Consider the following 15328-nt stretch of genomic DNA (forward strand, 5'->3'; position numbering starts at 1 on the left):
ACGAGATGAACGCCAGACTGCTTGTCCTGCTGTTGCTGCCGCTTGCCGGTTGCTCCAGCCATAACGAAAACATGACCATGCCGGTGCAGATCCTCACGGCCGCACCGGCCAACGCCCAGGCCACCGACATGCCCAAGGTGGAGAAGACCCTGCGGCCCCAGGACGTGCTGGATGTGATTTTCCACATCAGCACCACCGGCCCCCAGTCCTATCGGGTGCAACCCGGCGACCAGGTCGCGCTGAACTTCACTGCTGCCAGCCAGCTCAACGGCACGCAACAGGTGATGCCCGACGGCACCATCGAGCTGCCGGGGGCCAACACCTCGGTGAAGATCGCCGGCCAGACCACCGACGAAGCCCGCCTGACGGTGCAGCGTGCCTATGATCAGAAAATGCTGTTCCAGCCCAACCGCAACCAGTTGACGGTGCTGGTGACCAGCCCACTGAGCAGCGAGACGAACCTCAGGAACACTCTGACGCACCCGGGCACCGGCATGAGCCGGGAAATCACCGTGGGCAGCGACGGGTATGCGAGCTTCCCGGAAATCGGCTCCATCCCGTTGCAAGGCATGACCGTCAACCAGCTGGAAGCCTTCCTCAACGAGCGCTACGCCAAGCTGCCCGGGCGCATGACCGTCGATGTGCTGCTCAAGTCCACCGCCGGCAACGAAATCTATGTGCTGGGTGAAGTCGCGCAGCCCGGCTCCTATCCGATCCGCCGGCCGATCTCGGTACTCGAGGCGCTGACCCTGGCCCGTGGCACGAACGTCAAGGCCCGGCTCGACTCGGTGGTGATCATGCGCCGTAACGGCAACCAGGTCGAAGCCCGGCACTACGACGTGGAAAAAGCCTTGAGCGGCGACGCGGCGCAGATCGCCTACCTGCAGCCGGAAGACATGCTCTTCGTGCCCAAGACCAAGCTTGCCAGTGCCGGCGAGCTGGCCCGGCAACTGGCCGATGTGGTGCTGTTCCAGGGCGTGGGGTTCAGCTTCGGCTACCGCGTCGACAACAAAGGCAGCGACAACTGAATCTCAGGTGACCGATCATGAACCCCAAGGAAAACTATCTGCACGAGTTCTTCAGGATCTTCTTCGCCAACAAGCAGTGGGTGAAGCGCGTCTTCCTGATCTTCGCCGTGATCGCCCTGGTGCTGCCGTTGATGCTCAAGCAGAGCTTCGACATCACCGCCCAGGTGATCGTCCAGTCGAAAAAGCTCTCCCAGGGCGACGCCACCACGTCGCTGAACCAGGAAAACGCCACCTTCATTCCACCGTCCCTGGCGGACATGGAAACCGAAAGCAATATCCTGCGTTCTCCGGCGCTGATCCGGCAGACCATCGCCACCTTGCGCGAACAGGGCGAGTACACCCCCAGCCCCGGCATCCTCAACAAGTGGGTGAGCGACCCGCTCAAGCGCTATATCACCACGCCGCTGCGTGAATACGTGATCAACCCGTTGCGCGATGGCCTGGGACTGGAAGTCGACCCGGTGCGCGATACCGTGCTCGACACCCTGACCGACGAGGCCATCGAAAACCTGAAGATCGAGACCCTGCCCGGCTCCAACGTGATCTCCATCGTCTACAGCTTCGGCGATCCGGCCCAGGGCACGCGCTTCGTGGCGCAGCTGCTGCAGAACTACCTCACCGGGCGCCAGGAACTGCAATCGATCGAACTGCCGCAAACCTTCTACGAACAGAAGAAAACCCAGTACCAGCAGCGGCTCGACGGCCTGGAAGGCCATCGACTGGCGCTGCTGGAAGGCGTCGGCTCGTCCGATCCCAAGGAAGAAATCACCTTCCGCCTGAATGCCATCAACACCGAAGAACAGGCCTTGAACCTGTACCGCGACCGCCTGCTGCAAAGCCAGCGCTGGCTCGACTACCTCAAGGCCAGCCTGGCCTCGGCGAACAGTTCGCGCTTCAGCGACTACACCTTCCCGTTCACGTTCACCACCACGGTGGACAACATCGCGTTCGAGGACCGGGAGATCAAGCAACTGGGCGAGCAACTGACCAGTCAGGTCAGCCGCTACATGAATGACCTGGCGATCTTCCAGCCCGGCAGCGAACCGATGCTGCTGGCCCGCGAACAGATCGTCCGGACCCGCCAGCAGTTTCTAAAGGTGGTGAACAACCGGATCCAGGAACGCACCACCGACCTGGCGGTGGTCGGTTCGGTGATCGATCAGAAGGTCGCACGCATCGGCGCCTTCAAGGAGCGTATCCACCAACTGCAGGAGGCCCAAAGCAAACTGCGGCAGATGGACACCGAGATCAATGCCCTGCATGCGGCGTTCTCAACCTATGCCCAGCGGTTCGCCGAAGCCAGCACCGCCCGCTCGCTGGACAACGACCTGTCCAACGCCCGGGTGCTGAGCCCGCCCTTCGAACCGACGGCCGCGGCCTTTCCCAAGCCGATGCTGATCATCGTCTTCGGCCTGTTCAGCGGCCTGCTGCTGGCCATCGCCCTGGTCTACGTGCGTGAGTTCTTCGACCATCGCTTCAAGCATCCAGCGCAGATCAGCCAGCAACTGGAGGTGCCGGTACTGCTGGTGATCAACGAGCAATCTGCGGAGCCGGTCAACCCGCATCGCAACTGGAGCCTGCCCAGCCTTGTCCATTGGGTGCGCAATTGAACGCGCCGTTCGGCCCGTCCCACCGCAGCAGCCCCCTGCCGATCATTCATTTGCTCGACAGCGGCGGCTTCTACGGGGCCGAGCGGATGCTGCTCGATCATTGCCTGGCCACGCCGGGACAGCACCAGGTGCTGTTCCTGGCGGCGCCGCCGACCTTGATCACGCGCTTCCGCCAGGCCGGGGTCGATTGCCACCACTGTGGATCGTGGGCCGAGCTGTTGCGGCACCTGCGCCAGCGGCGCCACGAACGACCGCTGCTCAATACCCACAACTTCAAAGGGCTGCTGTTCGGCTGGGCGGCCGCCACGCTGCTGCGCCTGCCGCTGGTGATCACGCAGCATGGCTTCACGCCGCGCAGCCCCAAGCAGCGCTTCTATACCTGGTTGAGCTTGCAGCTGTGCCGTACGGCCTCGGTCAAGCGCGTGGTCTGCGTGGCCGAAAGCATTGCCGCGCTGCACCGCCAGGCCAGCGTGCGGGCGGAAAAACTCGACGTGATCCCCAACGGCCTGCCGGCCACCACCACGCTTTTGCCCCACCGAGACGACGGGCAGCGCTGGCGAGTGGGCTACGTCGGCCGCTTGAGCAGTGAGAAAGGCCCGGACCTGTTCCTCGACGCCATGATCCCGCTGTGCCAGCGCCATGGGTCGTTGCACGCCGTGATGCTCGGCGACGGCCCGGAACGCCAGGCCCTGCTCAAGCGCATCACCGATGCCGGATTGCCTACGCGCATCGAGCTGCCGGGGTACCAGACCGACATGAATGCCTGGTGGAGCCGCCTCGATGCCCTGGTGATCAGTTCGCGCACCGAAGGTACGCCGATGATCCTGCTCGAAGCCATGCAGGCCGGCGTGCCGGTGGTGGCGTTCGGCGTCGGTGGCATCCCCGACGTGTTGCAGGACCGCCACAACGGCCTGCTCGCCACGCCGGCCGACAGCGCCGCACTGGCCAGGCAGATCGAAACCCTGTTCAGCGAACCGCGCCTGGCGCAGATCCTGGCCGACAACGCGCGCCGCACCCAACGGGACCGCTACGACCTGCGCACGCTGGCCGAACGCTGGTCGCAGCTCTATATCCGCACGGCAAGGGAGGCTCGCCCATGATTGTCCCGCTCTCGCTCGTCAGCCTGCTGGGCCTGGTGTGCCTGGCATTGCTGGCCAGCCCCTACCCGTTCCTGGCGCCGGGCGCTGTGCTGGGCCTGGTGGGGGTCGCCATGCTGTACCGCAAGCCCGCCTGGGGCTTGCTGGGCATTGCCGCGCTGGTGCCCTTCGAAGGCCTGTTCAAGGAAAACTCCCTTTCCGGCAGCAAGTTCCTTGGGGTGGCGCTGATCCTGATCCTGATGTTGCAGCTGGCCCTGCACCAGATCCCCGGGACCCGCCTGCGCAGCAACATCTGGCGCCCTCTGGTGGGCTTCATGATGCTCTATGGCCTGAGCCTGTTGCTGTCGCAGAACATGGACCTGTCCCTGACCCATTTTCGCGAGTTGAGGGTGGGCCTGATTCTCTTCGTGATCACCTTGCTGATCGGTCGCGAACTGAACCTCGACCTGTTCTGCCGGCTGGTGACCCTGAGCGTGACCACCACCTGCGTGCTGGCGATGTTTTCGGCCCGGTACCAGGAGCAGGGCCGCGCCTCCGGGCTGCTGGAAGACCCCAACTCCTTCGCCCTGCTGATTGCCTTTACCATCCCCCTGGCGTTGCTGCTGGTGGTGCGCGGCCCGAACCTGCTGCATCGACTGTTCTGGGGCGGCTGCTTCATCCTGTTGCTGGGCGGCATGACCAAGACCGAGTCACGCTCCGGACTGGTTGTGTTGATGCTCAGCCTGATGATCGGCCTGTATCACTATCGCGCCCAACTGCCGCGCATCCGCCCGCGGCACCTGGGATTCGCCATGCTCGGGCTGGCCCTTCTGATTCCCGTGGCGATTGCCGTGATGCCGGACGGCTATGTAGCGCGCATCCAGTCCCTGAGCATCCTGAGCAATGGCGCCCGTGCCCACCAGGACGAATCCCTGGGCCGGCGTGCCTCGTACATCGTCGTCGGCAGTCGGATGATCCAGGACAATCCCGTGCTGGGCACCGGTCCCGGGACCTTCCCCCTGCACTACGCCCCCACCGGCTACGCCAAGGCGTTTTCGGCCAACCGCAAGCTCAGCGACCTGTACCGCCGGGCTCACAACACCTATCTGGAGATCTTCAGCGAAATCGGTATTCCCGGCGGGCTGATGTTCGTCGGCATGCTCGGCCTGGGCCTGTACAACCTGCTGCGCGCCCGCCAGCTCTGGTTGCGTCGCCGGGATTGGGCGCAGGCGGACCTGCTGACCCACCTGGGCATGAGCTTCCTGTCGCTGGCACTGTTCCTGATGTTCCTCAGCGCGCCGAACCACAAGCTGCTGTGGATCATGCTCGCCCTCACCAGTGTGCTGCGCCATGACGCCGAGCAGACCGCCCCCCAGGAGGTTCGCGCATGAGCCGGGTGAGCATCGTGATCCCGATGTACAACGAGGCGCGGCACATCGGCCGCACCTTGCTGGCGGCGCAGCAAGCCGCTCGCCAGGCACAGCTGGAATGCGAGCTGATCGTGGTGGACAACGGTTCCGACGACCACGGGCCACGCATCGCCAACGAACTGGGGGCGCGTGTGCTGATCGTGCCCGGCGTCCATATCGGCGCCCTGCGCAACCGGGGGGCCGCGCTCGCGAGCGGCCAGTGGCTGGCGTTCATCGACGCCGACATCGAGATGCCGGCCGACTGGCTCACGTTGATGCTGGAACTGGAAGGCCAAGGCGATGTGCTCGGCCTGGACCTGGACACCCCGCGCCAGGCCCCCTGGTTCGCCGAAGCCTGGCAACGGCGTAGCCAGCGTGCCGATTCCCGCCCCCTGCACCGGGTGCAATGGCTGCCCAGCGCCAATCTGCTGATGCGTCGCTCGTGGTTCGATCGGGTGGGTGGTTTCGATGAAACCCTGCGCACCGGCGAGGACAAGGATTTCTCCCTGCGCCTGCGCCAGGCCGGCGCGCGACTGTTGCTGGTCAACGATAGCCTGGCCCTGCATTGGGGCTATGAAGGCAGTTGGCGCGAATGGATGAGCAAGGAACTGTGGCGCCAGGGCAGTCATCTGCAACTGCTGCGCAGCCATGGCCCGAGCCTGCGCCTGCTGCGTTTCCCCGCGCTGTCCATCGGCGCCTGGGGGCTGGACTTCCTGGCCCTGGTGGCGCTGCTGCAGGGCCAACCGCGCCTGGCGCTGCTGATCCTGCTGGCGATGTCATTGCCGGCCCTGATCCTCAGCCTGCGCCAGAGCCGACGCGACCCGCGACTGACCCTGCAATTGTGGGCCCTGCATGGTGTGCGCCTGCACCTGACCGGCGCCGCCTTGCTGCTCAACCTGTGTCATTGGACTGTCAGGAGACCTGCCCGTGGCTGAATTCATTTACTGGGCCTGCCTGTTGCTGCCGGTGTACGCCTACCTCGGTTATCCCCTGATGTTGAGCCTGCTGTCGCCCTTGTTTCCTGTCCGGCGCTACGGCAAGGCCCTGCCGATGGACATCAGCATCGTCATCGCCGCCCATAACGAGGCGCGGCATATCGAAGACAAACTGCGCACCTTGCTGGCCCAGGATTACAACGCCCGTTCGCTGCAGATCATTCTCTCCAGCGACGGCTCCAGCGATGACACGGTGGCCTGCGCGCGCAAGGTGGTCGACCCGCGCATCAGCGTGCTCGACCTGCCACGCCTGGGCAAGGCCGCCGCCCTCAATACCGGAGTGGCCCACAGCCGTGGCGAGATCCTGGTGTTCACCGACGCGGACAATCAATGGGCCCACGACACCCTCGGCCATTTACTGGCGCCCCTGGGCGATCCGGAAGTCGGCGCCTGCGCCGGACATATGGAGATCCCCGTGCCGGGCAAGGGCCTGAGCCTGGGCGACAGCCTGTATCGGCACTACGAGGGCTGGCTGCGCCGGGTAGAGAGCCGCACCGACTGCATGGTGTCGGCCGACGGAGCCCTGCTGGCCCTGCGTCGCGAGTTGTTCCAGCCGATCCCGGCGCAGGTCAACGATGACTTCTTTCTCAGCACCTGCGCCCCGGCGGCCGGCAAGTCCATCGTCTACGTGCCCCAGGCCCGGGTGATCGACCAGGGTGTGGACGAGGCCGACAAGCAGTTTCGCCGGCGCCTGCGGGTCACCGTCGGCGGCCTGCTGAGCCTGGCCCATCGCCGGGCGTTGCTCAACCCGCTGCGTCACGGGCTCTACGCCGTCGGCCTGATCAGCCACAAACTGATCCGCCGCCTGGCGCCGGTATTGCTGTTGCCGCTCTTGCTCAGCAACGCCTGGCTGTGGGACGACCACCCGTTCTACCGCCTGACCCTGGCCGGGCAACTGTTCGGCTATGCCATGGCGCTGGTCGGCCTGTTGGACCGCCGTCATCGCTTGCCCCGGCCGTTTCGCCTGGCCGCTTTCGTGCTGGTGACGATGACGGGCATGAGCTTGGGCCTGTGGCAGTTCCTGCGCGGCCAGCGCTACAGCCAATGGAATCCCGAGCAGAACCGCTGAGGAGCATGGCCGATGTCGATCAAACAAGTCTTCAAGCGCACCGGCGGCTGGCTGTACCTGAACACGTCCCTGGGACGTGGCCCGTTGCGCGGCGCCGGCATCATCCTGATGCTGCACCGTGTGCTGAGCAACGACCGCGCCGCCGAGCTGCCTCATCGCAACGAACTGTGCGTGGGACCGGAAGCCTTCGAGCACCTGCTGATCTGGCTGCAGCGCTACTTCGAATGCGTGCCGCTGATGACCCTGCTGCTGGCCGACCCCGCCAGCGTCCCGGACCGCCCGCGAGTGGCCCTGACCTTCGACGACGGCTGGCGTGACAACGCCATGAACGCCTTTCCCCTGCTGCGCCAGTACCAGGTGCCGGCGAGCATTTTCCTGTCCACCGACTTCATCGGCAGCCGCCAGCACTTCTGGTGGGAAAGCATTGGCGAAACCCTGTGGGGCAGCCATGGCCAGTTGGCGCGGCATGTGTTGATCGAACAATTGCAACAGGCTGGCCGACCGTTGCCGGTGATGCTCGATGACCTGGACGATGAGCGTCGCAGCCTGTCGCTGCTGCATTACCTGCAAAGCCTCAAGACCCTCGACCCGCAGGTGTTGAGCGATCTCAACCAGGCCTGTCCCAGTGGCGCCCAGCCCCAGGCGCTGGACTGGACCCAGGTGCGCATGCTCGAAGACTCCGGCCTGGTCCGCTTCGGCCCTCACGGTGCCAGCCATGCGATCCTGACTGCGCTGGACGACCAGCGTCTGCATGAGGAGCTCAGCCGCAGCCGCATCGCGCTGGAAAATGGCTGCGCACAACCGCTGCCAGTGTATTGCTACCCCAACGGCGATCACGACGAACGCGTGCGCCGGCAGGTAGCGGCCCATGGCTTTGCGTTCGCCCTGGGCACCGAGACCGGGCTGTATCGCAGCGACGGCGATCCTCTGAACCTGCCGCGTTTCGGTGTCAGCCAGCGCAACGCCCAACACCCCGAATTGCTGGCCTGGCGCATCCGCCGCGGAGCACGCCCATGAGCCGCGCCCATTACCTCAAGCACCTGCTCCTGAGCATGGGCACGCGCCTGGCGATGATCGGCCTGCGCCTGCTGCGCAACGTATTGCTGGCCCGGATCCTGGGGCCCAGCGAACGCGGGTTGTTCGCCCTGCTCAGCACCCTGCCGGACCTGATCAGCGCCGTCACCAGCGGCGGCCTGAACAGTGCCGTGGGCTATCAGGCGGCCCAGCAACGCTCCATGGGGCTGCTGCTCAGCCAGGTGCTGATCTTCGGCTGCCTGATGGCCGGGCTGCTGACGTTGCTGGTGGTGGCATTGGCGCGGGAGTTCGGCAGCGAACTGGACATCACTACGCAGCTGGGGCTGCTGGCCTGGCTGCTGTTGCTGGCCGTGCCCCTGACGGTGCTCAAGAGCGGCCTGCTGACCCTGCACAATGCCTCCGGCGGCGTGGGGGCCTTCAATGCCTTGCGGCTGATCGAATCCCTGGCGCCGTTGCTGCTGTTCCTGGCGCTGTTCTGGCTGTGGAAGGATGCCGCCCTGGAGGCGGCGCTGATCAGCTGGCTCGCGGGCCTGAGCCTGGTGGTGCTGGCCGGTTGGATGTGGCTGCGACGCGATCACGACCTGTCGTTGCGCTGGGATCGCAGCGGCCAGGGCGAGCTGCTGCTCTACGGCGCCCGCAGTCACCCGGACCTGCTGTTCCAGCAGATAATCCTACGCTCGGACTTCCTGTTTATCGGTGCCCTGCTGGGCAGTACGGCCCTGGGTCACTACGCCATGGCCAGCGCCGCCGCCGAACTGTTGCTGATCGTGCCGGAAGCGGTCACTACGCCGTTGATGAAACGCCTGTTGCAACAGGACAGGGACATGCAACGCCTGACCCCCCTGGCCCTGCGCCTGACCGCCACGGTCATGCTCGGTGCGTGCCTGGGCATGGCGCTGATCGGCCAGTGGCTGATCGTCACACTGTTCGGCATCGCCTACCAGCCTGCCTACCCGGCCTTGCTGGCGTTGCTGCCGGGGCTGTTCGGGTTGTGCTACGCCAGCATCCTGCGCCTGGACCTGCTGGGCAAGGACCGCCCCGGCCTGGTGTCGTGGCTGATGGGCGCCGGCGCGCTGTTGAACCTGGCGTTGAACCTGCTGCTGATTCCACGCTATGGCATTGTCGGCGCGGCCGCCGCCTCCTCCATCGCGTATCTGGGTGTGACCCTGGCCCTGCTGACGATGTATTGCCGTCTCAGCGGCGTGCCGTGGTGGCAGACGCTGATCATCCTGCCCAGTGACCTGTTGCCGATGCGGCAGATGCTGCTGGGGAAATCGGCATGAAGGTGATCGTCAGTCCAGCCGCCATCGCGAGCTGGCTCGCGAAGGGACCGGTCCGGCTCTGCTGGAGAATGGCTCTGGCTCCATGCCTCTGGAGCCTGGCTCTTCTGGCCCAGGGCGCATCCATGCAATGGACCGGTATCCGCGACGGCAGCCTGTACCTGCAGACCGACCGGCCGGACCAGCTGGTCGTGCGCTGGGTACCGGCCTGGCAGGCCGACGCCAATACCGAACACCTGTTCCTGCTGGATGGCCAGGGTCGCCTGGTGGGTGAACGCCAGGTGGAGCCGGCCCAGCCCCGTGGCGAGCAAACGTGGCCACTGCCGCCCGCCGACGCCAGTTACCGCCTGGAGATTCCCGGCTACAGTTTCCGTCGCTACAGCGTCGAGCACGATGCGCGCACCCGGGCGTTGTTCGCGCCGGCCAAGGTGCACTTCAGCGCCGAAACCCACGATGGCGATGAGCTGTATTTCAAGGTCGCGCCCGGCGAGCGGGCCGTACTGGCGGGCAAGTACCACAATGGCGTGCGCAGCCTGCAGGCCCGACGCGTCACCGACGGCAAGCAGCTTGAGCTCAACCTCAAGCCGCACCCCGCCTATTGGCAGTTCGACCAGCTGGCGCTGCCCGTTGCCGACGTCGAGCAGATCTGGCGCCTGCGCCTGGAGGGCAATGGCAAGGTGGCATTCTGGCTGGACGGCAGCGCCAACCTGTTCGCCCAGAACCCGGCGCACCTGCAGCCGCTGCGCCAGGATCCGGGCCTGACCCACCTGATGCTGTACCACGAGACGCTCGGCCCAACCCCGAGGCTGGGCGTGTATTTGCCCTATGTGTTGCCGCCGCCGTCCAGCTACCCCCTGCTCGATGCGATCAAACCCCGAGCGGCTTCCTTCTACAGCCTGGTCGATGTCATGGCGGCCAGGGCAAGTCATGAAGACGCATTCCGGCGCCTGTATCAGGATCGCTTCGGCATCGACCGGGACATCACCTTGTTGGCCGGGAGCCAACGTCGGGCCGACCTGCAGGCCGACCGGACCAGCCACAGCGGCTTGCAAGCCTGGCTCACCGCGACCCGCGCCCTGGGCGGCAAAGGCATCCATTACATCAGCTTTGCCGATGAGCCGAACCTGAACTACCCGGACTTCACCAGCTTCCAGCAGGTTTTCCAGAGCATGGCGGCTCAGGTCCGCGCCGATCCTGCCAACGCACGCGCCGGGGTTCGTATCGCCATACCGGCCAGCTCACGTTTCACCAACGGTCCGTTGGCCGAGAACGCTGCCGACAAGCGTGGCATCGACTGGGCGCGACGCTTGCTGGATAAGCACGGCGACCAGGTAGATGCCCTGGCCTGGCACGAATGGATGATCCGCGACCTGCTGGCAACTCGGGCCTATCGCGACAGCGTTCGTCAGGCCGCCCGCCTGGTGGGATTGGATAGCCAGGGGCGCCCGCGCAAAGCCTTGTTGCTGGACCAGACCAACATGTCCAGCGGCTCGAGCCTTAGCCCCTATGAGCAGCAAACCCATTACGCCGCCCTGTGGTGGACCTCCGTGGTGGTCAACGCCTCGGCCGACGGCTGGCTGGACATGCTCAACTGGTTCATGCTCGCCGACGAACCCGAGTACCCCAAGGGCATGGTCCGGGTGCTGGACAGCCAGCGCTTCGAACTCAAGCCGGTGGGGCTGGCCCAGCAGTTCATCCAACAGCATTGGCTCAGCCAGGTGCTACGCCTGGATAACGACGCCTTCGAAGTCGACGTGCTGGCCATGGCCACCGACGCGAGGCGCAGCCTGCTGGGCGTGAACAAAAGCACGCGCCCACAACAGGTCAGCCTGGACGGCGGGCCCTGTCCCCAGGCGAAAGCCGAACTGATGTATTTCGGCCCCGACAACCAAAGCCGTAGCGCCCCGTTCAACTGCGAGGCCGGGCAGACCCGTTTTCTCCTGCCAGCAGAAACGGTGTTTGCCCTGGGCTGGACCGCCCTCTCTTTCCCCCAACCCGCCACCCGTCAGGAGGCACCATGAGCGTTCTGCAAGCATTACGTGATGGCATTCGGAAAAAAGGCCTGCGCGCCGTCCTCAAACAACTGTTCAGGCGCTACGTGTTTTTCCACACCCGACTGGTGTGGCTGGAGCACGATGTGCGAACCCCACTGCCCCCGCATCACCTCAAGCCCTACCCGCCAATGCGCCTGGAATTCATCACGACCAGCAATGCCGATGCTTTTGCCCGGCACTTCGGCGACCGCGTCGAGACCATGCGCGAGCTGGCAACCGAAGGCTATACGGGCTTGATGTACCTGGATGCTCAGGGCGACACCGTGGGTTTCGCCTGGGGCAGTACGCGAGACTATTTCGACCGCCATTTCTATCGCTGCAACTTCCCGATCAAGCCTGGCGAATACTTTCAGTTCGGTGGCGAGATGATCCGCGCCTACTGGGGCTCCAGTATGTCGGCGGACATGCAGCTGGAGATGTGGAAGGTCATGGCAGGCAAAGGTTGCCAGACGATGGTCGATGTCTGCGACTTGCAAAATATCCCGGCGATCAAGATGCACCTGCGCATGGGCTTCCAGGAACGCGGCAAGATCACCCACGTGTATCGCCTGTTCGGTCGCTGGCGGTTTTTCCGCGACACGTTCTACCGCGGCTCGGCACTGGATGCCTTTCGCAAACCGGCCCAGCCGCTTGCGTCGACAGCGCCGGCCTGATGTCCATGACGCTTCAACCTCCCCTCGCGAGCATGCTCGCGAGGGGGTTTATCCCCAACCCGCCCCACGCCAGGAGGCACCATGAACGTTCTGCAAAAACTGCGTGATCGCATTCGCAAAAAAGGTCTGCGCGCCGTTCTGAATCAGCTGTGCAGACACTACGTGTATTTCCACGAACAGTTGGTGTGGATGGAACGCGATCTGGTCAGTCCGATACGGCCCAATAACCTCAGGCCCTATGCGCCGCTGCGCCGGGAGAACATTACCACCGGCAATGCCGATGCCTTCGCCACGTACTTTGGCGACCGCGTCGAGACCATGCGCGAACTGGCTGCCGAAGGCCATACCGGGCTCATGTATCTGGACGACAAGGACGACGTCGTCGCTTTCATCTGGGGCAGTACACGGGACTATTTCGACCGCCATTTCTTTCGCTGCTGGTTCCCGGTCAGACCGGGCGAGTTCTTCGAGTTCGGCGGTGAGCTGTACCGCGCTTACTGGGGGACCCTGCTATCGGTGGATATCCAGCTGGATCTGTGGAAAGCCATGGCCGAGCAGGGTTGCAACAAAGTGGTCGATGTCTTCGAACTGAGCAACGTTCCAGCCGCCAAGCTGCATCTGCGCATGGACTATCAGGAGCGCGGCCAGATCACTCACATGTATTGCTTGTTCGGCCGCTGGCGGTTTTTCCGTGACACGTTCTACACCGGCTCGCTCCTCGACTCTTTTCGCAAACCGGCCAAGCCGGTTGCATCCACTGCGGCGGCCTGACTTCCATGGCGATCCGGTTCCAATGGTGTAGCTCCCTGGGCGCAGAGGATTTTCCCGCGACAGCTTATGAACAGCTGCGAACCCGGGTGGCCGACGCGACACCGTTCAATACCCTGGCCTGGCTGCAAGCGGCGGAGTTCGCCTTGTCGCCCGAGCAGCAATTACATGTGCTGCTGGGCTGGCAGGATCAGACCTTGTGCCTTTGCCTGCCCCTGATATCAGGACTTGAGCGTATCGGCGGGTTGCGCTTCCGGGTACTGCGCCACCTGGGTTATCCATTGGCCGACCGCATCGCGCTGCTGGTGCGCCTGGATGCCGAAGGCATGGCACAGGCGTTGACGCAGATTCGCCAGCACCTGCCCCACGCACTGCTGCAATTCAATGAGCTGACCGAACCGGTCGGGGAAGAAAGCGTGCTCAGTGCCTGGATGGCCATGAGCTCCACGGGCGAGCGGCGCCTGAGTTGCCGGGTGCCGGTGCACCTGATCAGCGACAGCGATCATCAGGAAATTTCCGGTGATCCACGCTACAAGTTGCGCCGGGCGCGCAAGCGAATCGCCGCCTGCGGTGCCCAGATCCGCCGAGTGACCCCGGATGCTATCAGCATGGGACAGGTGCTGCGGGCACTTGCCGATGTCGAGGCCGCCAGCTGGAAAGGCGAGGAAGGTGTCGGCATCTTCGCTGACGCCATGCGTCGGCAATGGATGAACCACGCCTTTACCGCCCTCGCCGCCCAGGGCCTGGTACGGGTAGTGATGCTGGAGCTGGATGGCGAGTGCATCAGCTATCGCCTCGGTCTGTTGGATCAAGGTCGACTGTACGACTACAACCTGGCGTTCCTGCCGCAGCATTCGGACTTGGGCAGTGGCCGGGTATTGCTTGAGGAATGGATCCGCTGGGGACTGGAGGAAAACTGGCGGTGGATCGATGCGTCACGGGTCAGTCTCGATAACTCCAGTCATCAATTGCACGAACGCATGACCGGACAACTGGAGCATTGGCGTTGGAGTTTTTATTCCTGGCAACCCGATGGCCTGGTCCTCGGGCTTGCCTTGCGTCTCTGGAAAAGTCTTAAACCCTGGCTTCGTAAAAAAGCACCACAAAAAACCAAAGCGACAGATTCACCTTCTATCCCCAAGGAAAAGGAGATTCCCCATGCCGCGCCAAGTGATCATCAACGCTGACGACTTCGGACTGTGCGTCAGTGAAAACATGATAATCGTTCGAGCCTTCGAAGCAGGTCTCATCAGTTCCGCCACCATAATGGCCAATATGCCGGGCTTCAAACAGGCGTGTGTCCTGTCCCGACGGCCGCGCCTCAAAGGACGCGTCGGCCTGCATTTCAATCTCAGCCATGGGTGGCCGTTGAGCCAGGCCATAAAATCGCGTCGGGCATTTTGCGATGCGCACGGCCAGTTCGATTTCAGCCTGTCGCGCTATTGCCTGCGCCTGGGCTCGAAAGACCTGGCGGCAATCGAGGGCGAACTTCAGGCGCAATGGCAGCACTGCCTGGATCACGGTTTGCGTCCAAGCCACCTGGACTCTCATCAGCATGTACACAACATCTGGCCCATCGGCGAACTGGTTGCGCGCTTCGCTGCGCAGCAAGGTGTGCCCATTCGCCTGGCACGCAACGTTGGGGCGAACCTGAATGTAGCCAAGCGTATCTTCAAGACCCTGCTCAACCGCCGCCTGCGTCGTCTATGCGGCGCGACGGCTGACTACGTCTGCACGTCGGCCGACTTGCAACACACCGCGGCACCGCAATACGGTTTGTTGGAAGTGATCACTCATCCGACGCAGCTGAAAGGGGACTTCGGCGATAGCTACCTGCCTCCTGGTTGCTCATTGAGCAAGATACTGCATCAGCGCCTGGCGGGGGTGCCCAAGGTGGGGTATGGCAAAACTGAACGAATGCTCGAACCCGTCCAGCTTGAGGATGCGTAATGACACCTCTGGTATGAAAGCCTTTATCTTGTGAGATCGAGCTACGCCCGTCTCACAAGACTCTCAGGCATCGCGCCCTTGCCGTTGAGATACCCGGTGCACACGTTCCGAACCCTGAGGCGGTGTCGTTCATAAGCTGATTGAAAAAATTGACGACCCGGTTATCGGTTGAGCTTTTTCTCCACGTCCGTGGCTTTGTCCCGCAATTTCTCGGCATCCTGCTCGTGGCTCTTGATAGATTTGGGGGTGATCGTCTTATCCACCTTGTCGGTGGTCGGATCGGGGTGGCGAATATCGCGCTCCACCACATCCACCGGCTCGCCGGTAGCGTCCTTCGCTGGCGCAGCGTTGCCGGCCTGGGCCTGCCCCTTGGAATGCTCGCTCGTCATGGCATCGTTCCT

General features: G+C 63.9%; 14 protein-coding genes. 13 read left to right on the forward strand and 1 reads right to left on the reverse strand.

The features are described from left to right. The first annotated feature begins 5 nt into the window (after window positions 1–5). From BT179_RS07995 to BT179_RS08055, 13 genes are all read left to right on the forward strand, one after another. Entirely contained in the window at window positions 6–1028 is a 1023-nt protein-coding gene (locus BT179_RS07995) for a polysaccharide biosynthesis/export family protein (RefSeq protein ID WP_072392392.1), read from the forward strand. Window positions 1029–1045: 17 nt separating this feature from the next. After that, the gene (locus tag BT179_RS08000; RefSeq protein WP_072392389.1) at window positions 1046–2638 is read left to right on the forward strand and encodes a GumC family protein; all 1593 of its coding nucleotides are present in this window, start codon (window positions 1046–1048) and stop codon (window positions 2636–2638) included. Next, on the forward strand, window positions 2635–3738 hold the full coding sequence (locus BT179_RS08005) for a glycosyltransferase family 4 protein (protein WP_072392385.1): 1104 nt from the start codon (window positions 2635–2637) through the stop codon (window positions 3736–3738). The genes BT179_RS08000 and BT179_RS08005 overlap by 4 nt, the downstream gene beginning before the upstream one ends. Next, a complete protein-coding gene (locus tag BT179_RS08010; RefSeq protein ID WP_072392382.1) occupies window positions 3735–5105 on the forward strand; it encodes an O-antigen ligase family protein in 1371 nt (456 codons plus the stop codon). Before BT179_RS08005 ends, BT179_RS08010 begins: the two co-directional genes overlap by 4 nt. Continuing rightward, window positions 5102–6058 carry a glycosyltransferase gene (locus BT179_RS08015; protein WP_072430672.1) on the forward strand — a complete coding sequence of 319 codons (957 nt, stop codon included), beginning with the start codon at window positions 5102–5104 and terminating at the stop codon, window positions 6056–6058. Before BT179_RS08010 ends, BT179_RS08015 begins: the two co-directional genes overlap by 4 nt. Then, a complete protein-coding gene (locus BT179_RS08020; protein ID WP_072430673.1) occupies window positions 6051–7187 on the forward strand; it encodes a glycosyltransferase in 1137 nt (378 codons plus the stop codon). Before BT179_RS08015 ends, BT179_RS08020 begins: the two co-directional genes overlap by 8 nt. Before the next feature lie 12 nt (window positions 7188–7199). Next, window positions 7200–8204, forward strand: coding sequence for a polysaccharide deacetylase family protein (locus tag BT179_RS08025; RefSeq protein WP_072392371.1), 1005 nt, complete (start codon window positions 7200–7202; stop codon window positions 8202–8204). Continuing rightward, on the forward strand, window positions 8201–9505 hold the full coding sequence (locus tag BT179_RS08030) for a lipopolysaccharide biosynthesis protein (protein WP_072392368.1): 1305 nt from the start codon (window positions 8201–8203) through the stop codon (window positions 9503–9505). The genes BT179_RS08025 and BT179_RS08030 overlap by 4 nt, the downstream gene beginning before the upstream one ends. 68 nt (window positions 9506–9573) lie before the next feature. After that, window positions 9574–11523, forward strand: coding sequence for a hypothetical protein (locus BT179_RS08035; protein ID WP_072430729.1), 1950 nt, complete (start codon window positions 9574–9576; stop codon window positions 11521–11523). Continuing rightward, window positions 11520–12209 (forward strand): GNAT family N-acetyltransferase, encoded by a 690-nt coding sequence (locus BT179_RS08040; RefSeq protein ID WP_072392362.1) that lies wholly within the window; start codon window positions 11520–11522, stop codon window positions 12207–12209. The genes BT179_RS08035 and BT179_RS08040 overlap by 4 nt, the downstream gene beginning before the upstream one ends. Before the next feature lie 81 nt (window positions 12210–12290). Next, window positions 12291–12980, forward strand: a complete 690-nt coding sequence (locus BT179_RS08045; protein WP_072392359.1) for an N-acetyltransferase — start codon at window positions 12291–12293, stop codon at window positions 12978–12980. Between the two features lie 5 nt (window positions 12981–12985). Further along, window positions 12986–14164 carry a GNAT family N-acetyltransferase gene (locus BT179_RS08050; RefSeq protein WP_072392356.1) on the forward strand — a complete coding sequence of 393 codons (1179 nt, stop codon included), beginning with the start codon at window positions 12986–12988 and terminating at the stop codon, window positions 14162–14164. Then, window positions 14136–14927, forward strand: coding sequence for a carbohydrate deacetylase (locus tag BT179_RS08055; protein WP_072430674.1), 792 nt, complete (start codon window positions 14136–14138; stop codon window positions 14925–14927). Before BT179_RS08050 ends, BT179_RS08055 begins: the two co-directional genes overlap by 29 nt. Window positions 14928–15088: 161 nt before the next feature. On the opposite strand, the gene BT179_RS08060 is transcribed toward BT179_RS08055, so the two are convergent. Beyond that, the gene (locus BT179_RS08060) at window positions 15089–15316 is read right to left on the reverse strand and encodes a hypothetical protein (protein WP_072392350.1); all 228 of its coding nucleotides are present in this window, start codon (window positions 15314–15316) and stop codon (window positions 15089–15091) included. Window positions 15317–15328: the final 12 nt, after the last annotated feature.

This window comes from Pseudomonas sp. NFACC43 (genome assembly GCF_900119645.1).
GTDB lineage: Bacteria > Pseudomonadota > Gammaproteobacteria > Pseudomonadales > Pseudomonadaceae > Aquipseudomonas.